The 23,863-nt window shown below is 35.0% G+C and carries 15 protein-coding genes; 13 read left to right on the top strand and 2 right to left on the bottom strand.

Annotation, left to right across the window (positions count from 1 at the left end; genetic code table 11):
• The first annotated feature begins 62 nt into the window (after positions 1 to 62).
• A complete protein-coding gene (locus tag NLG42_RS17610; RefSeq protein ID WP_257681734.1) occupies positions 63 to 2,483 on the top strand; it encodes a heavy metal translocating P-type ATPase in 2,421 nt (806 codons plus the stop codon).
• Between the two features lie 320 nt (positions 2,484 to 2,803).
• Positions 2,804 to 3,025 (top strand): heavy-metal-associated domain-containing protein, encoded by a 222-nt coding sequence (locus NLG42_RS17605; RefSeq protein ID WP_257681733.1) that lies wholly within the window; start codon positions 2,804 to 2,806, stop codon positions 3,023 to 3,025.
• A gap of 212 nt (positions 3,026 to 3,237) precedes the next feature.
• On the opposite strand, the gene NLG42_RS17600 is transcribed toward NLG42_RS17605, so the two are convergent.
• Entirely contained in the window at positions 3,238 to 4,779 is a 1,542-nt protein-coding gene (locus NLG42_RS17600) for a hypothetical protein (RefSeq protein ID WP_257681732.1), read from the bottom strand.
• Between the two features lie 438 nt (positions 4,780 to 5,217).
• Complete coding sequence (locus NLG42_RS17595) at positions 5,218 to 5,955, bottom strand: hypothetical protein (protein ID WP_257681731.1); 738 nt, start codon at positions 5,953 to 5,955, stop codon at positions 5,218 to 5,220.
• A gap of 240 nt (positions 5,956 to 6,195) precedes the next feature.
• Here NLG42_RS17595 and NLG42_RS17590 point away from each other — a divergent pair, with 240 nt between their 5' ends.
• The 11 genes from NLG42_RS17590 (at position 6,196) to NLG42_RS17540 (ending at position 23,863) form a co-directional block, all read left to right on the top strand.
• Positions 6,196 to 7,377: an MFS transporter gene (locus NLG42_RS17590; protein ID WP_099718415.1), complete on the top strand. Its 1,182-nt coding sequence runs from the start codon at positions 6,196 to 6,198 to the stop codon at positions 7,375 to 7,377.
• Positions 7,378 to 7,485: 108 nt separating this feature from the next.
• Complete coding sequence (locus tag NLG42_RS17585) at positions 7,486 to 8,760, top strand: histidine-type phosphatase (RefSeq protein ID WP_099718413.1); 1,275 nt, start codon at positions 7,486 to 7,488, stop codon at positions 8,758 to 8,760.
• A 243-nt stretch (positions 8,761 to 9,003) separates the two neighbouring features.
• Complete coding sequence (locus NLG42_RS17580; protein WP_233206975.1) at positions 9,004 to 9,648, top strand: GNAT family N-acetyltransferase; 645 nt, start codon at positions 9,004 to 9,006, stop codon at positions 9,646 to 9,648.
• Between the two features lie 182 nt (positions 9,649 to 9,830).
• A complete protein-coding gene (locus NLG42_RS17575; protein WP_099718411.1) occupies positions 9,831 to 10,814 on the top strand; it encodes a helix-turn-helix transcriptional regulator in 984 nt (327 codons plus the stop codon).
• Entirely contained in the window at positions 10,814 to 11,809 is a 996-nt protein-coding gene (locus NLG42_RS17570) for a helix-turn-helix domain-containing protein (RefSeq protein WP_099718409.1), read from the top strand. The genes NLG42_RS17575 and NLG42_RS17570 overlap by 1 nt, the downstream gene beginning before the upstream one ends.
• A gap of 489 nt (positions 11,810 to 12,298) precedes the next feature.
• Positions 12,299 to 13,294, top strand: a complete 996-nt coding sequence (locus tag NLG42_RS17565) for a hypothetical protein (protein ID WP_099718407.1) — start codon at positions 12,299 to 12,301, stop codon at positions 13,292 to 13,294.
• A 398-nt stretch (positions 13,295 to 13,692) separates the two neighbouring features.
• Entirely contained in the window at positions 13,693 to 14,292 is a 600-nt protein-coding gene (locus NLG42_RS17560; RefSeq protein ID WP_257681730.1) for a PAS domain-containing protein, read from the top strand.
• Between the two features lie 690 nt (positions 14,293 to 14,982).
• A complete protein-coding gene (locus NLG42_RS24450; protein WP_264522520.1) occupies positions 14,983 to 18,834 on the top strand; it encodes a collagen-like domain-containing protein in 3,852 nt (1,283 codons plus the stop codon).
• Positions 18,835 to 19,107: 273 nt separating this feature from the next.
• On the top strand, positions 19,108 to 21,315 hold the full coding sequence (locus tag NLG42_RS17550; protein WP_257681729.1) for a tail fiber domain-containing protein: 2,208 nt from the start codon (positions 19,108 to 19,110) through the stop codon (positions 21,313 to 21,315).
• 266 nt (positions 21,316 to 21,581) lie between these two features.
• The gene (locus tag NLG42_RS17545) at positions 21,582 to 22,844 is read left to right on the top strand and encodes a gliding motility-associated C-terminal domain-containing protein (protein WP_099718401.1); all 1,263 of its coding nucleotides are present in this window, start codon (positions 21,582 to 21,584) and stop codon (positions 22,842 to 22,844) included.
• A gap of 98 nt (positions 22,845 to 22,942) precedes the next feature.
• Positions 22,943 to 23,863, top strand: coding sequence for a PorP/SprF family type IX secretion system membrane protein (locus NLG42_RS17540; RefSeq protein WP_099718399.1), 921 nt, complete (start codon positions 22,943 to 22,945; stop codon positions 23,861 to 23,863).

Genomic DNA, 23,863 nt, shown 5'->3' with positions numbered 1-23,863 from the left:
TTACGCAATAAAACTTATTGATATTGGGGCCAACTTTGCATGTAAATTACAACACATGAATTATGGCAGCAATTAATAATAATAAAGAAACAATTTTCATTCCGCTGGAAAATGTAGAAAGTGAGCACTGTGCTTTAATCGTAGATAAAGGATTAGCGGAGATAAGCGGTGTTGAAACTCATAAAGTAGAAGTAAACAACCGCAGAGCAGCTATTACAGTTAAAGGTAATGAAACTGTTGGTAATGCTGTAAAAGCGATACGAGATTTAGGTTATGGTGTTCCAACTGTAAAAAACACTTTTCCGGTTTTAGGCATGACTTGTGCTTCTTGCGCGGGCAGTGCAGAAAGTATCGTATCGTTTGAATTGGGAGTAGTTGATGCATCGGTAAACTTTGCAACTGGTAATCTGACTGTAGAATATCTTCCAAACCTCACAGATGCTGATAAACTTCAAAAAGCGGTTCAAGCTGTTGGTTATGATTTGCTTATTGTAGACGAAACCAAACAGCAAGAATCACTTGAAGCGATTCATGCCGAGAAATTTAAAAAATTAAAAAACAAAACCATCTGGGCAGTTTTATTATCGTTACCCGTAGTAACGATTGGAATGTTCTTTATGGATATGCCTTATGGTAACGAAATCATGTGGCTTTTTTCTACGCCAGTAATTCTTTGGCTAGGAAAAGACTTCTTTATAAATGCTTGGAAACAAACAAAACATGGATCTGCCAATATGGATACTTTGGTGGCTTTAAGCACTGGAATAGCTTATTTGTTTAGTGTATTCAATATGTTATTCATGGATTTTTGGCATCAGCGAGGATTGCATGCTCATGTTTACTTTGAAGCAGCAGCTGTTGTTATTGCATTCATTCTTCTTGGTAAATTATTAGAAGAAAAAGCGAAAGGAAATACCTCATCAGCAATTAAAAAATTAATGGGATTACAACCCAAAACTGTAATGGTTATTCAGCCAGACGGAACAGAAAAACAAGTAGCGATTGAAGATGTACATGCTGGAGCAATTATCCTGGTAAAACCAGGTGAAAAAATTGCTGTAGACGGAATGGTGACTTCTGGAAATTCATACGTTGATGAAAGTATGTTGAGCGGAGAACCTGTTCCTGTATTAAAAACAGAAAACGAAAAGGTATTTGCTGGAACAATAAATCAAAAAGGAAGTTTTCAGTTTAAAGCTGTTAAAGTAGGTAAAGAAACGATGCTTGCGCAAATCATTAGAATGGTACAAGATGCGCAAGGAAGTAAAGCTCCTGTACAAAAATTAGTCGATAAGATTGCGGGTATTTTTGTTCCAATCGTTATTGGTATAGCGATACTAACTTTTATTGCGTGGATAGTTTTAGGAGGAGATAATGCCGTTGCGCAAGCTTTATTGGCTGCGGTTACAGTATTAGTTATTGCTTGTCCTTGTGCTTTAGGTCTTGCAACACCTACAGCGATTATGGTTGGAGTAGGTAAAGGAGCTGAAAACGGAATATTAATTAAAGATGCTGAAAGCTTAGAACTAGCTAGAAAAGTTACCGCTATTGTTTTAGATAAAACTGGAACAATTACGGAAGGGAAACCACAAGTAACAGGTGTTAAATGGTTAGATAATAATGATGTAACAAAAGATATATTATTGAGTATCGAAAAGCAATCTGAACATCCTTTGGCAGAAGCCGTTGTGAAAAATTTAGAAGGTGTGCAAAGTGTGACTTTATCAGATTTTGACAGTATTACTGGTAAAGGAGCAAAAGCCGTTTATAATAACGAAACCTATTTTGTAGGTAATAAAAAATTATTGACTGAAAATAATATTACGATTGCTGATTCATTATTGGAGCAAGCTGATGCTTGGGGGAAAGAATCTAAAACTGTAATTTGGTTTGCCAACAGTACAGAAGCGCTTTCGGTTATTGCAATTTCTGATAAAATAAAAGAAACATCTGTAGAGGCTATTAAAAATATGCAGGATATGGGTATTGAACTTTATATGCTGACTGGTGATAATGAAGCTACTGCAAAAGCTATTGCTGAGCAAACCGGAATAAAACATTACAAAGCAGAAGTAATGCCGCAGCACAAAGCCGATTTTGTAAAAGAATTACAGCAGCAAGGTAAAGTTGTTGCTATGGTTGGTGACGGTATAAATGACAGTACAGCCTTAGCGACAGCTGATGTGAGTATTGCAATGGGCAAGGGAAGTGATATTGCAATGGATGTGGCAAAGATGACGATTATATCATCGGATTTAAATAAAATACCTCAAGCGATTCGTTTATCTAAACAAACTGTTGCAACTATAAAACAAAATTTATTCTGGGCGTTTATCTATAATCTTATTGGTATTCCTCTTGCGGCAGGTATTTTGTATCCAATAAACGGATTCTTGCTAAACCCAATGATTGCTGGAGCTGCAATGGCCTTGAGCAGTGTAAGTGTAGTAAGCAATAGTTTGCGCTTAAAATGGAAAAAGTAAACCTTGATGCATTTGCTAAAACGGCGGTTTCCTAATTTATATGCCGCCGTTTTAAATTAACTTTTAGTTTAATTTATTTATTGACCTCATTTTTCCTCTTCATTACGATTTTAAAGCAGGTTAAATGAGGTCTTTTTTTTTAATAAAGTTCTATAAATAACACGATATATAAAAACCTTTGAACCTTTGTTCCTTAAAGCCTCAGAACCTTTTTTAAACAATCAGTAAATATCACAAATCAAACAAGGAATAGTGTAAGCAGATTGAGGTGTAAATGACGGAAATTTGCTGTATCAAATAATCATAAAACATCATACAAAATGGAAAATAAAAATCTTCAATTCAAAACAACCCTTAATTGCGGCGGATGTGTAGCAAAAGTAAAATCGGACTTAGATAATACCAAAGGTATTGGCGAATGGAACGTAGATACTGATAATGCGGATAAAATCCTTACCGTTCAATCTGAAGGAGCAACTAAGGAAGAAATAGTTGCTATTATTAAAAGTAAAGGTTTTAAAGCGGAGCCTTTAACCGTTTAGTTCTCTAAACCTATCTTTGTCCAAGAATTATAAATAAAAGGACACGTTATTACAGTTATTCCGTTTAAAATGAGCTTGATATTATATCAGGCTCATTTTTTTTTTTAGAAATAATTTTGTCTCTATTATAGTTTTTCATAAAGCGTAACTAAAAAACAAAAGCGCTGATTTTCAAATTGAAATCAGCGCTTTTTTATAAGTGTAAAGAGTTTTTAATTCTCGCAGAAAGAACCTATTTGTTTTAAATGTCTCTCTGTTTGATATTTATTAAAGTTGTCCCATTTAGGAGGAAAGCTTGTTTTTTGTCCGTACATAGCATCCAAGCAAACATTGTTGTCTTTGTATGTATTGTGTAAAACTTCTAGGATTTTAAAGAAGAATTCATCAAGCATTACAATTGCTTCAAATTCAGCTTTTAAACTAGTATAGTTTTCATCTGAAGGATTTAACAGCTGCAGTAAATTTAAAACTTCATTTTTTTCCTCTTCATTGATTTCAGTTGAATAACCCATTTTTAAAGTTTTAAAAACGAGATTATTCCACGCTTTGCTGTCATGCGCCCATTGTACATCAGGTAAGTTTAATGAATGTTCGCAGATTAAAATAATCGAGAAAAGAACATCATTTAAGTATTGTGCCGGAAATTCGTCAAAACTTCTGAATTCAAAACCACTTTGGTACATTTTTTCCTGATTAAAATCAAGACCAATTTCAGAAAGCATTTCGTATTCCATTTCAGCTTCAACTTGATCACGCCACCAAATATTTTCCTCCTTTTTAAATTTTAGTAACTTTCTAAAATCATCAACTTTATAAGTCAGGATTTTACCTTTTGGCATCGCTTTGTTGTAAGTTCCCACACCTATGTAGCGAGACATTGCATTTCGCATAGAACCCAAAGTAAACTTTTTGTCCATGCTGTAAGTATCACTTATTACTCCCATAATATCTGGACTTCCAAGAGTAGCTATAAAAAACGGCTCAAACCATTGCAGTAGATAAATAGCATTGGCATGTGTTTTTTCAAAATCATTATAATCTACAATTCTGCTGTCTTCTGTTAATGATGGCAAAGTAATATGAAAATGGTATGTTCCGTTATTAAACAAAACCAGATTTTCCTGATTTGTCATAAACATATTAAGTCCATTATTGTAATCTGGAAAATTTAATTTTCCGTTCAATACACGTGATTCATTAATTTTATCAATAAACAGTTTTTTCGTCGCTTTTAATTCTTTGCAAGAATCAGTAACTGTTCTGTTTTCAAAATATTTAGTCACAAATTCGATAGAGTCACCATCAAAATGAACAGATCCCATCGTTTTGTTTCTTTGAGTAATCATACTCTGAATATTATAAGGCTGATCTTCTAGGAAAAGCTCCATGATCGATTTTCCAAGATAATCAGGGTTTTCTAGCGGCTGCGTGTTTACCTCACCATTTTCAGTATTGCTTAATGACTTTATTGGTGATAATGTTTTGTGCTGATAGTTTATATCGAGTTTTTCCAAAGAATGACTATTCATCATTCGGCTCACAGTATAACTTTCATTCAAGTTAAAAGCTTTTTTTAAAACAGGAGCAAGGCTTTCTGGTTTATAACATTTTCTATAATCAATACTGTATTTCTCAAAACCAATTTTTTCTTGTATAAATTCACCAGAAACTATTAAGGGATCTTCAAATTGCAAATAGGTTTCGTTTTCTAATCCAATTCCCCAATAATATTTTTTTGTCTGATTGTCTTTCATTTATACTTTTTTTCTTTTTTATGGTTGATGTAACTTTTCTTAGATTGATACTTTTTATATGTAAACACAACCTAATTCTGTTAAAATTAGGGACAAGAAACCTTGTAACGGATTAAGCATTATTGTTGCCTCCATTATAAAAGTTTTTCGTTTACTTTTAAAAATATAGGAATTTTATAGTTTAGAAATTCTGCATTTATATCGACCGAAAGAGAGATTAAAAAATAAAATTTTATAATTGGGTTATAAAATAGGTCTTGTTATTAATCGCTTTTATATCAATAATTTAAGCTGAAGTATCGCGCAGATGAAACTTTTGCAATACTTGTTTTTTTCTAAGCTGCAAAAGTAGTGAATAATTAGATTATTTCCAAGCTGTTAATGCAATGGAAATGAATATGTTTTTTTAGGGTTTTAAAATAAAGCTCAAATGCTTTTTTATTCATGGTAATAAAAGACATAAGAAGAATATAATTCATCATTCCACCAATCTTTTCTAACTTCCGAAAAGTAGTTGTAATTCAGCTTTCCAGCTTGCGATTGCAGCGGATAAATCACCACGTCATTCTCTCGATAAGCTTTGTGCAAATCAGTTTCGGGAACAACAGGAACAATATGTCCAGAAAGTCCTTTTTCTCTTCTTTTCGCGCAGATTATTCCAATTCCGCCATTAGTATTTACCTTATTTTGAATTTCATCAGGACTATACATTCTTTCCCAGCCAAAATTTGAACCCCATTGTAAAAACCAATCATGTATAGCACTAGAGTAAATCCGATCAACAGTTTCTTCAAAAACAGCTTCAACTTCTTGTCCATTCATTATCTTTTCTAGAGCTTCATCCGTCCACCAAACCGTTGGCAGATAAACTTTAGAAAACCAACAATAATCATAAGAATAGACATTACAATAAGTATCTTCTACAGTTCTTTGATATCTTATGTTTTTTTCAACATCCAGCTTGTCAATCAATCGTGCAATACTTTCTTTTTTACTGGCTGCATCTGTTAAATCTCTATATGGAATATTGGAATCAGAAAGAGGAGTTTCCTTCATTTCCATAGAATCTAATCTAGAATTAGGATTAGGTAATAAATCGGCTTTTAATATTTTATCATTTGACACAGGATTATTTTCTACAGCTAATGATCCTGCTGCTATGGTATATTCTTTCATCTTGACTGCTTAAAATTAATTGGTTTTTACCTGCATGAATTTGTATTTGTACAGTTAGGTTTTATAACCAAAAAAGTAAATATAGGGATTTTGAAGTTTTCTAACCCTTATAGAAACAGACAAATTATGAAAACATTAGGATTATTTTGGTTTGTATAAGTGTTTGTTCTTTTTAATTAAGAATTATCGATTAGCTTGAAGCAGGAGTTTTATCTATCTTTGCACTTTTAAAATTACTTCATGAATTCCCCTGTTAAAGCCGTTCATCCAATATACAATCTTCAGTTTGGATTAGTTTGTTTAAGTTCATTACTTTTTTCTGCCAGTTTCAATATGCTGATTCCTGAACTTCCAGAATATCTGAGCAAAATGGGCGGAGCAGAGTATAAAGGATTAATTGTGGCGTTTTTTACATTAACGGCTGGAATTTCAAGACCATTCAGCGGTCGATTGACTGATACTTTAGGAAGAGTTCCTGTTATGGCAGTAGGTTCTATTGTATGTTTTGTTTGCGGTATTCTTTATCCAGTTTTAGGAACGGTTTCCGGCTTTTTATTTTTGCGATTAATTCACGGATTCTCAACAGGATTTAAACCTACAGCTACAGCAGCTTATGTTGCTGATATTGTTCCGAGAGAACGCTGGGGAGAAGCTTTGGGTTTACACGGACTCTGTTTTTCTATCGGAATGGCTTTAGGGCCGGCGATTGGGAGTACAATTAAGATATATTCGTCTATGAATATGCTTTTCTATGCGTCTTCGGTTTTTGCACTTTTGTCAATTGTAATATTAATGAATATGAAAGAAACGTTGAAACACAAACAGCGTTTTAGTATGCGTATTCTTAGGATTTCTAGAAAAGACATAATTGCTGTAGAAGTGCTTCCGGCAGCTATAGTAACTTTTCTTTCTTATATGGCTTATGGAGTAATATTGACATTAATTCCTGATTGGAGTCAGCATTTAGGAATAACCAATAAAGGCTTGTTTTTTATGGTCTTTACAATTACTTCGGTAATGATTCGTTTTGGAGCAGGGAAAGCATCTGATAAATACGGGCGTTTGCATTTAATAGGAATTGGACTTTTCTTTTTAATTATATCATTGATCATTGTTGGATTTTCAACATCGATCAGCGGACTTTTAATAGGTGCAGCGATGTACGGAATTTCAACAGGAATTGTTTCACCAGCTCTTAATGCTTGGACTGTCGATATGAGTTTTCCTGATCATCGAGGCAAAGCTATGGCGACAATGTACATTGCACTTGAGGCAGGAATTGGTCTTGGAGCTCTTATTGCGGGATGGATGTATCAGGATGTAATTGCAAAAATTCCGATGCTTATGTACGCAAGTGCTGTGATGGTTTTTCTTGCACTTGGTTATGTTTGGATGCGATTGCGAAAAACGGAAAGTGTTTAATTTTATCAGGCCGCAATTGTAAAATTGTTAATGATAATTTAATGACCTAATCAGTTGCGGTTGGTTTCTAGTATTTGGAATATATTTACTTTTCAAAACTAAATCAAAATGAGAAAAACTATTTTATCATTATTATTTACACTGGTTAATTTGTCTTTTGTTCTTGCGCAGACAACTCCGCAGGAATTGTTTGATACTCCCGAGAAAACTGCTGGCGTGCATTACGCATATCCTGCAAAAGATATTACAGCTTTTACGCCGGTGCCAAAAGGTTATGAAGCATTTTATATTAGTCATTTTGGACGACATGGTTCTCGATATTTAATAAGTGATAATGATTATAAAGACGTTATTAATTTATTTGAAGACGCTGCTAAAAATGGAGCTTTAACTGATTTAGGTAAAGATGCTTTGAAACGCTTACAGCAGCTTTGGACTGAAGTCGAATTTAGAGGCGGCGATCTTTCTCCGTTAGGACAAAGAGAACAAAGAGGCATCGCGGAACGTATGTACGTAAATTATCCTAAAGTGTTTGCAAAAGAGGCTCAAGTAGAGGCAAGTGCAACATCAGTATTGCGAGTTGCACTAAGCATGGATGCTTTTTGCGAACGGATAAAAGAGTTTAATCCAAACTTACAAATCTCTAGAAATGCAGGTGTCAAATGGCAGCAATATTTAAACTATCATACAAAAGAAGCTATTGCTTTTAGAAGTGCTAAAGATACATGGAAAGAAGATTTTTTAAAATTTGAAGCCGCTCATACCCAACCAGATCGTTTGGTAAATTCTTTGTTTTCAAACAGCGATTATATCCTTAAGAAGGTGAATCCTGATGATCTCATGAAAAAGTTGTTTGCGATTGCAGGAGGAATGCAAAATACCGAAACAAAGTTGTCATTTTATGATTTATTCGAAAAACAAGAACTGTTTGATTTATGGCAGACAAGCAATTATAGGTTGTATGTAAATGATGCAAATGCAGCTGTGAACAATGGTATTATGTTTGAAAATCAAAAACCTACTCTGAAAAATATTCTTGATAACGCTAACAAGATTATTGCATCAAAAGGAAAGGGAGCGACATTGCGTTTTGCTCATGATGGTAATTTAATTCCGTTAGCAATGCTGCTTCATTTAAACGGAAGCTATAATAGTATTTCAGATTCAAATAAGTTTTATGAAGCTTGGAGCAGTTTTAAAATTGCACCAATGGCAGGGAATATACAAATTGTATTTTTCAGGAAACGAAAATCGGATGATATTCTTGTGAAATTTCTTTTGCATGAAAAAGAAATACTGGTTCCAACTATTCAAACAGACAAAGCGCCATATTATCATTGGAAGGATGTAGAAAAGTATTATAAGAGTTTGCTTTCGACTTAAAAAAGGAAAAAATGATTAGACTTTAAATCTCATCATTTTTTGTTTACGGCAATATCAAAATGATATAATCTTATCATTTTGATAGGACTTTCATTCGTTTATAAAAACCTCATTAATGGGGCTAAAATAAACAAAGACAGCTTTTAACACGTTCAAAAGGGGCGAAATGCCAGAATTGGTATATGCTTTGGAAATATTATTTTATAGCAGCATTATTAATTAAATCAATAAGCTAAATAAAATATGAAAACCCGACAACCTGTTTTAGATTTTTTAGGCAAAGACTTTTTACTTTCTGTATCAACAGTCTTATCAATCAATAATCAAAGTATAGAAGAATCACCAAATTTTACAATCGAAATTGCGAATGTGAACCATGTATTTTGGTTAAATGAAATTTGTGATACTACACTTTCATCAGCTTTAGCTCGAGGAACAGGAATTTCAGGACGTTCTCCAGAACTACTTGAGGAAAAAATGAAAAAGGGTGAAGCTGTTATTGCTTTTGCATCAGATGGAACTTGGGCTGGTTTTTCGTTTATTTCTGCTTGGAACAATGGTGAATATGTTTCTAACTCAGGATTAATTGTAGCGCCGCAATTCAGACATACAGGACTTGCAAAAAAAATTAAACAGAAAATTTTCTGGCTCAGTCGTCAAAAATATCCCAAAGCAAAAGTATTCAGTCTGACTACTGGACTTGCAGTAATGAAAATGAATCATGAACTTGGTTTTGAACCCGTCACATATTCTGAATTAACCACTGATGAAGCTTTTTGGGAGAATTGTAAATCTTGTGTTAATTGCTCTATTTTAATGAATAAAGAGCGAAAAAACTGTTTGTGTACAGCCATGCTTTATAATCCGAAACAAGATATTATTTTCTAAGAAAGGAACACCTAAAATCCTTATCAAGAGCATTTTTCGTTGTAATAATTTAGTTTTTATTCTAAAAAACATAAAAATTCTACTAAATTTTATCTGAAATAATTGACAGATTAAAAAAGTAAATAAAAATATATATATTTTTGTTAGTAAAAAAAGTAGTACCAAAATATGTCAATTATAGAATGAGAAAAATTACACACCACTACGGAGTAGAATTAGATTGGGTAGAACCATTTGCTTTAGGATTTGAAGGAAGGGTTGAAGGTAATTTTATTATAGTACCGGATCATATTCATACTGGAAACAGATATGTTTTAGATTTAGGAATTGGTATTTCGGTTCTTTATGTAGATGTTGTTTATAATTCAGAAATTCATTTAAGACAAGAAAATAAAACAGATGATTTTGTAGGTCTTTATTATAACCTTACTGAAGGAGAAGCTGTAGTACAATCTGATGATGTTTCGAATCCTATTGGAAGATGGAATTACAACCTGGCAATTTTGGACAGTACTTTGCATTCAGATTATATTGTTAAGGAAGGAAGCAAAACTTTTGCTGTTTGTATTTTTATAAAAAAGGATCTTATAAAAGAATATTTTCAGGATAATCCCTCATTAAAAGAACATGCTGATGAAATTCTAAATCCAGAATTAAATACCATTGTTAAGTTTACCAGAATGAGCAATGATAGTTATAATCTTTTAACGAATTTGCGCAATCATGAAGTGGGAGGAACAGTGTTTGATCTTTATTTAAGAGGAACGGTTCAGAATCTATTAGCCGAATATATAGAAAAAATGACTTATGAGGAACTTGTAATTGATAAAATTAATGAATACGATCTGACTCATATTATAAAATCTCAATCTTACTTAGTAGAAAATTTGAATCAACTATTTCCAAGTATCGAATTTCTGGCACAACAAGCAAATATGTCAGATTCTAAATATAAAAAATTGTTTAAAAAGATTACTGGAATGACACCTAATTCTTTCTTCTTAAACAATAAACTTGTAGAAGCAAAGCGACTTTTACAAGAACGACAACTTAATATTGCAGAGGTTTCTGATCGGTTAAATTTTACAAACAGTTCCTACTTTGCTGCAAAATTCAGAGAATTTTTTGGGATGTCACCTAAAGACTTTGTTAAACAACTGGAATAATGCTAGAAGTTCGTCATACATACTCGTTAACTTCTGAATGGCTGTATGAAAATTTAGAACAGCTTGGCGAAGGCGCGGATGTAATTGATGGAAAATTAACAGTAATGCCAGAGTTGGCTGATGGCGGTTTTTTCTTTACACAAGTTTCAGCCGGACTTTCAGTGGTTCTTTTAGATTTAACATTTAAAAAGCCCATTCGTATAAGAAGACTTTCATCAGATAATGATCTATATATCATACATTATGATTTTAGTGATGAAATAAATCTTATTCATATTGACGGAATAAAACACAAAATAGGATACAAGGCCAATCTTGGACTTGGAGTTGTAGACAATGCTATCGAAAACGTTTTTGAACCAGTTGTGGGAGAACGCGTATTTGCAATGCGTTTACTGGTAAGTAAAGATTTGCTTAGCGCATCGATTGCCAATAGAAATGTAAAAGATCATAATAAACGTAAAATAAGAAGTGATAAAAACACGCTGTTTTTTTACGATCATATCGATAGTAAAAGCAAGCTTATTATGCATGCTATAAAAAACAAAACCTTTTTAGATCCTGCATTCGAAATCTATTTGCAAGGAGTTAGTTTAAGGCTGCTGGCAAAGTTTATCAACAGATATTCGAATCTTGCGCAAATGTTGCATCATATCCCTGAAAAAGAAGTAACAGCCTTAGATCTTACAAAGGATTATCTATTAGATAATTTAGTTGACGGATTTCCGGGAGTAGATATGCTGGCAGAAATGGCGGGAATGTCAGTTACAAAATATAAATCTCTGTTTAGAAAGATGTTTATCACAACTCCAAATCATTTTTTTATACGACAAAAAATGATTTTAGCCAATGAGCTGCTTAAAAGCGAAAATTTTACCGAGATATCAGAGATTGCCCGCAAATTAAACTACACCAAAGTAAGTAAATTTTCATTATCATATTCCCAGCAATTTGGAAGAAAACCCTATGAAGATTTTTTAAAATCAGAATTTTAAAAATACCAATTCCATTTTATCTACAAATTCTACTACTGCATTTTTTATTACAATCGCTTCAAAGTTTATTCAATCAGTATTACAAGTGTCCATTATTGATTACAAATTCTTAAAATGTCTTATTCTGGTATTTATATGACGTATTTGGACTAAAATATTATGTCTATTTGCGGCATAATTATTTAGTAAAATTTAAGGTCGAAATATCTTTTTTAGTATTTGCTACAATTGTGTTATAGAACTTTTTATCAAAACTATTATGCTCTCTCATAATTTTGATAAAATTTCAAATGAATAACTGTTATTTCCATCAATAACAAATCATTTTCTATTCGTAATTCCTCTTTTTTTCTTTCTAATTATTTCATAAAGGTATGGCATTATGCATTGTCCTGCCTTCTCATAATTTAATTTTTAAAAATAGATCCCATTTACAATGGGACCTAAGATTCTTGAAATATTTTCAAAAGTCTTAATTAAACATTTAGAATGATGATTGAAATTACCCACACTTATTCTTTATCCTCAGATTGGTTAAAGGCACTTGCAGAACAGTTTAAAGTAGAATTAATTAATGAAAAACTATTGGTGGTACCAAAAGAATTGGCTGATGGAGGATTTTTCTTTACAACTATAACGCCTGGACTTTCAGTTGTACTATTAGATGTAACATTTAATCAAGAGATACATTTAAGGAGACTTAAATCAGATAATAATTTGTTTATTATACATTATGATTTTAGTGACGAAATGAATTTAATTTACGTTGAGGGCATAGAACATAAGATAGGTTATAAGGCCAATCTTGGATTAGGCGTTTTTGATAATGCTTTAGAAAATGTTTTTATACCCGTTATTGGCGATCGTGTTTTTGCCATGCGATTAATGGTAAGTAAGGAATTATTAAGCACATCGATTGCCAAATCTGATACAGAAAACCCTGCGAAACGTAAAATAAAGAGCGACAAGAACACGTTGTTTTTTTATGATCATATCGATAGTAAAAGCAAGGTGATCATGCATGCCATAAAAAACAAATCGTTTTTAGATCCCGCATTCGAAATTTATTTAAAAGGAGTAAGTTTAAGATTATTAGCAAAATTTATTGATAGATATTCTAACCTTACCCCAATGCTGCATCATATATCTGATAAAGAGTCCGAAGCTTTAAATTTGGCTAAAGATTATTTGATGAACAATTTATTTGGTGTATTTCCAGGCGTGTCGTTTTTGGCTGAGATATCAGGAATGTCGGTTACAAAATTCAAGTTTTTGTTTAAAAAGATGTTTGTAAGTACGCCAAAGAACTTCTTTTTGAGAGAAAAAATGATTTTGGCTAATGAACTTCTTAAAAGCGAGAGTTTTGTAAAATTATCAGATGTATCCAGAGAATTAAGTTATACAAAACCAAGCCTGTTTTCGGGAGTATACTTTCAGCAATTTGGAAGAAAACCAGCAGAGGATTTTATAAGCTCAAATTATTAATAGTACAAGAACTTTTGTTAGTCAAATTAAATGCCTTATAAACTGCATACAATTATGAATTAAAAGAGTTACTATTATTGTTCTTGAGATTTTTGGAGAAATCAATAAAACCTAATGGCTAAAATCAAATTTAGTGATTAGGTTTTTTCTATTTAAGACCTCTGTAATTTTATATTATTAAGCAATGAATAAAGAATTCAATAATGTCTTAATGTATTGTTTATTAGGCGTAACTTATCTAAAGCTATACTTTTCTTTGTATTGAAATACTAATGTAGTTGAAAAGCTTATTTGGTTTTCGAAGTATTATAAAAGAGATTAAAATGTAAGGCAGAATGTATCTAGGTTCTGTTTGAATATTATTTTTTAAAACAGTAATTCGTTAAATAAGAATAACAATGGAATTAAATTTAGAAAAAATTAGTGCAGCAATAAAAAGTTTATTACCACAAAAAAGAATAAGTGATAATAACGGATCTTTAAATACTACAATAGAGACTAATCGCAGTTTGTCTTTTAGACTGAATGACCCTTTTATAACTAATTTAAGAGACGAAGAAAGCAAATCTAAGATTTACGATCAGCGCAGTCGGATTGCCTTAGAAGCTTCGGCTGCTGGAATTTGGGATTGGGACATACCTAGTAATGTAGTTTTTTATTCTTCAGAGTCATTAAGATTACTCGGATTAGATTCTAATGATATGTTTGATAATTTAGAACTTTGGGACAGAGCCTTGCATCCCGAGGATCTTGAAAAATACTATGCTGCGATTGATAATCATCTAGACGGAAAAACACCTTATTTTGAGAATCAACACAGAGTTTTAACTTCTACCGGAAGATATAAATGGATAATGACGCGAGGAAAAGTCGTTGAACGTGATGCTAAAGGAAAAGCCATTAGAGTTGCGGGAACTCATACAGATATTTACTTTCAAAAAGAAAGAGAACTTACATTGACAAAAAATAGTAGATTTTTTGCTTCTAAAAGAAGTTAAAGAGATGTATTGTTTTGTCGAATAATTGATACAATTTTTTTATAGCGTTGCCACAGAAAGTTTTTCTTTGGCAACTTTTTTTTTGATATAGTAATTGGTGTGAATCGTTCTCATTTATATAATCTATAAAAGAGCATTTTAAGTTCTTTTTTTGAGCGAGGAAAGTTTTTGTTTGTAACTCTTAATTTCAATTTTGGCTTTTTAAAATTAGAACCAAAACACTTTACTATTTATTATAAAATAGTTTATTTTAGTTGGTTTTGTAGGTTTAGTTTTGTTATTTGTAAGTTTTTGATCTTCACTGTCTCCTTTATAGAAAATAAATATTTTCAATTATCAAGCCCTTAAAATACAAATTTCTTGGTCTGCGCAATGTAATTTAAGTATTAAATGATTATGTTGTTAAAATTTTAAATAATTATCATTTTAATGGTCTTAAATGTCTTTTTCGTTGCTCAAAAATCACTATAAGGCTTAATTGTGTCTTAAAGTGGTGTTTTTTTGACGTTTACAGGCTATTGGAATATCTTCCTTTGTCCTGTAATAATTATGTTATTTCTCAGAAACAAATTATCCTATAAACATCTTATTGGTTTTCAATTATAAGGAGAGCATTAATTGAGGTAAAATTTAAATTTTGAAAGCATAACAAAAAGTTCATTTATTAATTTAAAGATTAAAGCCATGCAAATGAAGAATACTTTTATGGGACTCGTAGGGTTGCTGTTTTTCTCGACAGTATCTTATGGTCAGGTTGGAGTAGGAACCTTAACCCCGGAACAATCCTCTCAATTGGATGTTACAGCTACAAACAAAGGTATATTAATACCACGTATAAAACTTACACAAATTTCATCTCAGGCACCTGTTGTAGGTACAGCGGCAGTTAGTTTATTGGTGTATAATACTCAATCGATTAATGATGTTACACCTGGTTTTTACTACTGGAATGGGGTAAAATGGGTAAGAATTATTAGTAAAGATGAAATAGGTAATTTTCAGGAAACGGTTACAACATTGGTAAACAACGGAAACGGTACTTATACTTATTCTAGTGAAGACGGTAAAATAACGACTGTTGAAGTTGCTAAAGATGTAAAATCATATCAAACATTAACATCATTAGTGTATAATTCATCAACACAGGTTTTGACCTATAAAGATGAGAATGAAAAATCTCATGAAATTACTTTAGAAGGTTTAACAGGACCTCAAGGATTACCAGGAAAAGATGGTCAAGTAGGAACTGCTGCTGGAGCTGGAGCTCCTGGAGCTCGAGGATCCCAAGGATATCCTGGAGAAGGAGTGAACATATATACTGATAATTCAACAGGAGATGTTTACGTTCAAAATGCCGATGGCACTTGGACAAAAATCAATGGAGAAAACGGAAAAAACGGACAAGTAGGATTAGCCGGAGGAAACGGTGCTCCTGGGGATAAAGGATCGCAAGGATACCCTGGAGAAGGAGTTAACATATATACTGATAATTCAACAGGAGATGTTTACGTTCAAAATGCTGATGGTACTTGGACAAAAATCAATGGAGAAAACGGAAAAGACGGTATTGATGGAAAAGATGGTCAGGTAGGAACCGCAGCAGGATCTGGTGCACCAGGCGTTGCAGGAACTCCTGGCGCTCCCGGAAAAGACATTAATATTTATACTGATATAGTAACAGGGATTGTTTATGTTCAGAATTCTGACGGAACCTGGACACCAATTAATGGAAAAGATGGTCAAGTAGGAACTGCTGCCGGAGCTGGAGCTCCTGGAGATCGAGGATCCCAAGGATATCCTGGAGAAGGCGTGAACATATATACTGATAATTCGACAGGAGATGTTTACGTTCAGAATGCTGATGGTACTTGGACAAAAATCAACGGAGAAAACGGAAAAAACGGACAAGTTGGATTGGCCGGAGGAAACGGTGCTCCTGGAAAAAGAGGATCGCAAGGATATCCTGGAGAAGGAGTTAACGTATATACTGATAATTCGACAGGAGATGTTTATGTTCAAAATGCTGATGGTACTTGGACAAAAATCAATGGACCTCAAGGATCGCAAGGTGTTGCTGGAACAAACGGAGCAGACGGAAAAGATTTTAAATATGAAGATTTCACTCCAGAACAATTAGTTGGTTTAACTGGTCCACAAGGTTCAGCAGGAACAAACGGAGCAAATGGAGTTGACGGAGCAAACGGAGTTGACGGAGCAGCTGGTCCACAAGGATCACAAGGTGTTGCTGGAACAAACGGAGCAGACGGAAAAGATTTTAAGTATGAAGATTTCACTCCAGAACAATTAGTTGGTTTAACTGGTCCACAAGGTTCAGCAGGTACAAATGGAACTGATGGAAAAGATGGAGCAAACGGAGTTGACGGTGCAGCTGGTCCACAAGGATTACAAGGTGTTGCTGGAACAAACGGAGTAGACGGAAAAGATTTTAAATATGAAGATTTTACTCCAGAACAATTAGTTGGTTTAACTGGTCCACAAGGTTCAGCAGGAACAAACGGAACAAATGGAGCAAATGGAGTTGACGGAGCAGCTGGTCCTCAAGGATCACAAGGTGTTGCTGGAACAAACGGAACAGACGGAAAAGATTTTAAATATGAAGATTTTACTCCAGAACAATTAGCTGGTTTAACTGGTCCACAAGGTTCAGCAGGAACAAACGGAACAAATGGAGCTGATGGAAAAGACGGAGCAAATGGAGTTGACGGCGCAGCTGGTCCACAAGGATCACAAGGTGTTGCTGGAACAAACGGAGCAGATGGAAAAGATTTTAAATATGAAGATTTCACTCCAGAACAATTAGTTGGTTTAACTGGTCCACAAGGTTCAACAGGAACAAATGGAGCTGATGGAAAAGACGGAGCAAATGGAGTTGACGGAGCAGTTGGTCCACAAGGATTACAAGGTGTTGCTGGAACAAACGGAGCAGACGGAAAAGATTTTAAATATGAAGATTTCACTCCAGAGCAATTAGTTGGTTTAACTGGTCCACAAGGTTCAGCAGGAACAAACGGAGCAGACGGAAAAGATTTTAAATATGAAGATTTTACTCCAGAACAATTAGTTGGTTTAAGTGGACCACAAGGTTCAGCAGGAACAAACGGAGCTGATGGAAAAGACGGAGCAAACGGAGTTGACGGAGGAGTTGGTCCACAAGGATTACAAGGTGTTGCTGGAACAAACGGAAAAGATTTTAAATATGAAGATTTTACTCCAGAACAATTAGTTGGTTTAACTGGTCCACAAGGTTCAGCAGGAACAAACGGAGCTGATGGAAAAGATGGAGCAAATGGAGTTGACGGAGCAGCTGGTCCACAAGGATTACAAGGTGTTGCCGGAACAAACGGAAAAGATTTTAAATATGAAGATTTTACTCCAGAACAATTAGTTGGTTTAACTGGCCCACAAGGTTCAGCAGGAACAAACGGAGCTGATGGAAAAGACGGAGCAAACGGAGTTGACGGAGCAGTTGGTCCACAAGGATTACAAGGTGTTGCCGGAACAAACGGAGCAGACGGAAAAGATTTTAAGTATGAAGATTTTACTCCAGAACAATTAGTTGGTTTAACTGGTCCACAAGGTTCAGCAGGAACAAACGGAGCTGATGGAAAAGATGGAGCAAATGGAGTTGACGGAGCAACTGGTCCTCAAGGATCGCAAGGTGTTGCTGGAACAAACGGAGCTGACGGAAAAGATTTTAAATATGAAGATTTCACTCCAGAGCAATTAGTTGGTTTAACTGGACCACAAGGTTCAGCAGGAACAAACGGAACTGATGGAAAAGACGGAGTTGACGGTGCAGCTGGTCCACAAGGATCACAAGGTGTTGCTGGAACAAACGGAACAAACGGAGCAGACGGAAAAGATTTTAAATATGAAGATTTTACTCCAGAACAATTAGTTGGTTTAACTGGTCCACAAGGTTCAGCAGGAACAAACGGAGCTGATGGAAAAGACGGAGCAAACGGAGTTGACGGTGCAGCTGGTCCACAAGGATTACAAGGTGTTGCTGGAACAAACGGAGCAGACGGAAAAGATTTTAAGTATGAAGATTTTACTCCAGAACAATTAGTTGGTTTAACTGGTCCACAAGGTACAGCAGGAACAAACGGAACAAACGGAGCAGACGGAAAAGATTTTAAGTATGAAGATTTTACTCCAGAACAATTAGTTGGTTTAACTGGTCCACAAGGTACAGCAGGAACAAACGGAACAAACGGAGCTGATGGAAAAGACGGAGCTGATGGAAAAGACGGAGCAGCTGGTCCTCAAGGATTACAAGGTGTTGCCGGAACAAATGGAACTGATGGTAAAGATGGAGTTGACGGAAAAGATGGAGCAACAGGACCGCAAGGTTTAGCTGGAGTTGCAGGTCCAAAAGGAGATGCTGGAGCTCAAGGACCGATAGGATTAACAGGAGCAACTGGTACTGCTGGAACAAAAGGAGATAAAGGAGACGTTGGAGCAACAGGACCGCAAGGTTTAGCTGGAGTTGCAGGTCCAAAAGGAGATGCAGGAGCTTAAGGTCCTATAGGATTAACAGGAGCAACTGGTGTTGCTGGAACAAAAGGAGATAAAGGAGATAAAGGAGATGCTGGAGCGACAGGACCACAAGGTTTAGCTGGAGTTGCAGGTCCTAAAGGAGATGCAGGAGCTCAAGGTCCGATAGGATTAACAGGAGCAACTGGTACTGCTGGAGCAAAAGGAGATAAAGGAGACGCTGGAGCAACAGGACCGCAAGGTTTAGCTGGAGTTGCAGGTCCAAAAGGAGATGCAGGAGATCAAGGTCCGATAGGATTGACAGGAGCAACTGGTGCTGCTGGAACAAAAGGAGATAAAGGAGACGTTGGAGCAACAGGACCGCAAGGTTTAGCTGGAGTTGCAGGTCCTAAAGGAGATGCAGGAGTTCAAGGTCCGATAGGATTAACAGGAGCAACTGGTACTGCTGGAACAAAAGGAGATAAAGGAGACGTTGGAGCAACAGGACCACAAGGTTTAGCTGGAGTTGCAGGCCCAAAAGGAGATGCAGGAGCTCAAGGTCCAATAGGATTAACAGGAGCAACTGGTACTGCTGGAACAAAGGGAGATAAAGGAGATGCAGGAGCAACAGGACCACAAGGTTTAGCTGGAGTTGCAGGTCCTAAAGGAGATGCAGGAGTTCAAGGTCCGATAGGATTAACAGGAGCAACTGGTACTGCTGGAACAAAAGGAGATAAAGGAGACGTTGGAGCAACAGGACCACAAGGTTTAGCTGGAGTTGCAGGCCCAAAAGGAGATGCAGGAGCTCAAGGTCCAATAGGATTAACAGGAGCAACTGGTACTGCTGGAACAAAGGGAGATAAAGGAGATGCAGGAGCAACAGGACCACAAGGTTTAGCTGGAGTTGCAGGTCCTAAAGGAGATGCAGGAGCTCAAGGTTCGATAGGATTAACAGGAGCAACTGGTACTGCTGGAACAAAAGGAGATAAAGGAGATGCTGGAGCAACTGGTGCTGCCGGAGCAAGAGGAGCAACTGGAGCTCAAGGTCCGATAGGATTAACAGGAGTAACTGGTACTGCTGGAACAAAAGGAGATAAAGGAGACGCTGGAGCGACAGGACCACAAGGTTTAGCTGGAGTTGCAGGTCCTAAAGGAGATGCTGGAGCAACTGGTGCTGCCGGAGCAAGAGGAGCAACTGGAGCGCAAGGTCCAATAGGGGTAACAGGAAACACTGGTGCAGCAGGTCCAAAAGGAGATAAAGGTGATGTTGGAGCAACAGGAGCAACAGGTCCTGCCGGAAACCCAGCGCCAGTATATACAGCTGGTACAGGTATAGCAGTAGACAATACAAATCGTGTAATATCTGCATTAAATACAACAAATTTATGGAATGCAAATCAGTTACAAGGTCGACCAATAAGTACAGTAGCTCCTACAGCATTCCAAGTTTTGACTTGGGCTGGAACTAGCTGGATGCCTGCATCAATTGGTGCAGAACCTTGGAGAGTGGCTGGTACAACAAACAGTGCTACTTCTAATACAGAAAATATTTATCAAATGGGTAGAATTGGTATTGGAACTAATAATCCAGGTAAAGAATTAAGTGTTGTAGGTAATGCGGTAATTTCTAAATCTATACAAATAGATGGTGAAAATGTAGGAGACGGAACAACCAGAACAGGTTTATATTTTGGAACTACTACTAGTGGAGAAGGAATTACTTCTAATAGAGTTAGTACAACTAACGGAAATCAATATGGTTTAGATTTCTGGACGAATAATCAAAAACGTATGTCTATTATCACAAATGGTAACGTAGGTATTGGTAAACTGGATCCAGGGCAAAAACTAGATGTTGTTGGTGTTATCAGAGGAAATACCATGCATATTAATAACGGACTTTCGACAGGAAATTATGATAATCCTATAGAACTTAATTTTATAAGAAATGCATCAAATGACAGATGGATTTTAGGAGCATCACTTAACGGAAGAGGAAACGATATTTTCGAATTATCTCATGTAACAGGTGCTAATATGTTTCAAAATAGGGTATTTGTTTATAATAGAACAAATAGTAGTTTGGCAATTAATCAGGGTGATGCAAACGCTTCTTATAGATTTTATGTTAATGGTGCTGCAGGAGGAACAACTACTTGGTCGCAATCATCAGACAGAAGATTTAAAAAAGATATTGCACCAATCACAAATGCATTAGATAAAATAATGAAGATAGAAGGAGTAGGTTATAACTGGAGAGCTGATGAGTTTAAAAATATGAGTTTTGATCAAAAACATCAATTAGGTGTAATTGCTCAGGATATTGAGAAAGTATTGCCAGAAGCAGTTACGATTGATGACAAAGGTTACTATTCAGTTTCTTATACTACAATTATTCCAGTATTGGTAGAGGCTGTAAAAGAGCAGCAAAACGAAATCTTGTTACTGAAACAAAATCAAAAAGAGCAGCAAAATGAATTAGAAGCTCTTAAGAAATTGGTACAAGAAATTGCAGCAAAAAAATAATTATTATTATGGAGTACAGTCTTTAGTAAAGACTGTACTCCTTTTTCCTAAATTATATTACAAGTGCAATGATCAATTTTTAAACGAATTGATTGCTTTCACTTGTTTTTTATTGAAAAAACATGTCTTAATCTGCTGTTTATTTGACGTATTCGGGCTGCTGAAATTTGTCTCTTTGTATTATAAAATATTAGTGATTAAATTTTAAAAAGACATTTTAAGATTTATTTATTTCTAATCTGCGTAAAGCAGTAAACTGAATTTTTATGAAAAATAAATTTCCATTTATAAAAAAAATGACGATTCTGGGTATTCTGGCTAGTTATCCTTCATGGAGTCTACAAGCACAACTATTAAATCCGGATCAGATAAAAGTTGAACCAGGAACTTTGGTTTCTGTATATTTTGATTTTAAAAATACTTCTACGGGAGAATTCATCAACGATGGGCAAGTACATCTTTTTAATCATTTAACGAATGATGGTAAAGTAGATTTTACCACCTCACAACAAGGAACAACATATTTTACAGGAAACGAAGAACAAATTATCGACGGAGATATCCCTTCACTTATTGTTTATTCCCGTTTTAAAAATGTTGTTTTTAATAACAAATATAAATCCGTTCCTTTTTTATTAGCAACAGATATTTCTGTTTCTGGGAATGCTGATTTTCAAAAAGGTATTATCGATGCTGATAGCTATAACGGTCGGGTAATTTTCGAAAGTAACGCAGTGCATACCAATGTAAGTAACAACAGTTTTGTTGATGGAAGAGTAACAAAAATAGGAACAGCATCATTTGAATATCCTGTAGGAGATGCACAATATTATCGCCCATCTATTCATGCCAATTCAGATAATGGTCAGGATGCTTATACATCACATTACTTTTTTCAAAATTCAGATCCCGCTTATGCGCATAGCAGTAAAGAAGATAATATTCAATTAATCGATAATAAAGAATATTGGGAGATCACAAAAGATAAAGGACTTACTAGTATTGTGCTTTCTCTTACTTTAAATCCGGACACTACACCTTCTTACATCTATGAGGATAGTAAGGATACAGAAATACAAATAGTACGATGGGATGTTCCTTCAGGAAAATGGATTTCTGAGGGCGGTGTTACAGATGCAGCGCAAACAATGGTTACGGCACAAGTTTCAGGCTATGGCATTTTTACCTTGGCAAGAGTTACTAAAGTTCCGGAAGAGAAAGATGATTTGATTGTTTATAATGCGATATCACCAAATGACGATGGTAAAAATGATTTTTTCTTTATTAAGGGTATCAATAAATATCCTGACAATAGTGTTGAAATTTATAATCGTTGGGGAGTTTTGGTTTATCGTACTGACGGATATAATGAAACAGATCGTGTTTTTAGAGGAATCTCAGATGGGCGCGCAACGGTAAATAGAGGCGCAGGTTTACCAACCGGAACTTACTTCTATATTTTAAAATATAAAACAGATACCAAGGTCAAAGATAAAACGGGCTATCTATATATAAATCAAGATAATTAAAAATTTGAGTTTATCAGTAGTGCTTTGCAATGTATAAGAGTTAAACCAACTCTGTAAATTAGAAACACTTCGATTTATTCTTTAAAAAAATAATTAAAATGAATATTAAAAAAATAGGGTTATTGATAATTATTGTACTCACTAGCAATTATATGAGTGCACAACAAGATGCGCAATACACACAGTATATGTACAACCCAACGGTTATAAACCCGGCATATGCAGGTTCTCGAGACGTTATGAGTATTTTTGGACTCTATCGTACACAATGGGTCGGGCTCGAAGGAGCACCAAAAACAGGAACACTTTCTATGCATACGCCTATAGAAAATTCGAGAGTAGGTTTAGGACTTTCGTTAGTTAATGATCGAATTGGGCCATCAGACGATACAACTTTGGCAGCAGATATCTCGTATACGATCGATGTTTCGTACCAATATAAATTAGCTTTTGGAGTAAAAGGAAGTGCGAATTTAATAAACGTAGATTATACCAAATTAGATATCTATGATCCTTCAGATCCGAGATATCAGCAAAATATAGATAATAAGTTTTCACCAAACGTTGGAGCAGGGGTTTACTTATACTCAGACAATACTTATGTAGGACTTTCGGTGCCGGCATTACTAGAAACTAGTCATTATAGTGGTATGTCTACTTATGTTGCCAAAGAGAAAATTCATTATTACTTCATGGCAGGACACGTTTTCGACTTAGATTATAATCTAAAGTTCAAACCATCAGCATTAGTAAAAATGACCGAAGGAGCACCATTACAAGTCGATTTATCTGCTAACTTTTTGTTTAACGAAAAATTTACAGCGGGAGTTGCCTATCGTTGGAGTGCGGCTTTAAGTGCATTAGTTGGTTTTCAAGTAAGCGACGGCTTATTTATAGGATATGCCTATGATGCAGAAACCACAAAATTAGCCAACTACAATTCAGGATCACATGAAATTTTTCTACGATTTGAGTTGTTTAAGAAATTTGATAAGATTGTTTCACCAAGATTCTTCTAA

Source organism: Flavobacterium plurextorum, assembly GCF_024638035.1.
Taxonomy (GTDB): Bacteria; Bacteroidota; Bacteroidia; order Flavobacteriales; family Flavobacteriaceae; genus Flavobacterium; species Flavobacterium plurextorum.
Note: the sequence above shows the minus strand (reverse complement) of the source record. Positions and strands in the feature narration are given on the sequence as shown.

Bases quoted from the DNA above. Each gene is read 5' to 3' on its own strand.
- NLG42_RS17570 (WP_099718409.1), top strand. From the start codon at position 10,814: ATGCTAGAAGTTCGTCATACATACTCGTTAACTTCTGAATGGCTGTAT.
- NLG42_RS24450 (WP_264522520.1), top strand. From the start codon at position 14,983: ATGAAGAATACTTTTATGGGACTCGTAGGGTTGCTGTTTTTCTCGACA.
- NLG42_RS17605 (WP_257681733.1), top strand. From the start codon at position 2,804: ATGGAAAATAAAAATCTTCAATTCAAAACAACCCTTAATTGCGGCGGA.
- NLG42_RS17600 (WP_257681732.1), bottom strand. From the start codon at position 4,779: ATGAAAGACAATCAGACAAAAAAATATTATTGGGGAATTGGATTAGAA.
- NLG42_RS17590 (WP_099718415.1), top strand. From the start codon at position 6,196: ATGAATTCCCCTGTTAAAGCCGTTCATCCAATATACAATCTTCAGTTT.
- NLG42_RS17585 (WP_099718413.1), top strand. From the start codon at position 7,486: ATGAGAAAAACTATTTTATCATTATTATTTACACTGGTTAATTTGTCT.
- NLG42_RS17575 (WP_099718411.1), top strand. From the start codon at position 9,831: ATGAGAAAAATTACACACCACTACGGAGTAGAATTAGATTGGGTAGAA.
- NLG42_RS17545 (WP_099718401.1), top strand. From the start codon at position 21,582: ATGAAAAATAAATTTCCATTTATAAAAAAAATGACGATTCTGGGTATT.
- NLG42_RS17565 (WP_099718407.1), top strand. From the start codon at position 12,299: ATGATGATTGAAATTACCCACACTTATTCTTTATCCTCAGATTGGTTA.
- NLG42_RS17540 (WP_099718399.1), top strand. From the start codon at position 22,943: ATGAATATTAAAAAAATAGGGTTATTGATAATTATTGTACTCACTAGC.
- NLG42_RS17610 (WP_257681734.1), top strand. From the start codon at position 63: ATGGCAGCAATTAATAATAATAAAGAAACAATTTTCATTCCGCTGGAA.
- NLG42_RS17560 (WP_257681730.1), top strand. From the start codon at position 13,693: ATGGAATTAAATTTAGAAAAAATTAGTGCAGCAATAAAAAGTTTATTA.
- NLG42_RS17595 (WP_257681731.1), bottom strand. From the start codon at position 5,955: ATGAAAGAATATACCATAGCAGCAGGATCATTAGCTGTAGAAAATAAT.
- NLG42_RS17580 (WP_233206975.1), top strand. From the start codon at position 9,004: ATGAAAACCCGACAACCTGTTTTAGATTTTTTAGGCAAAGACTTTTTA.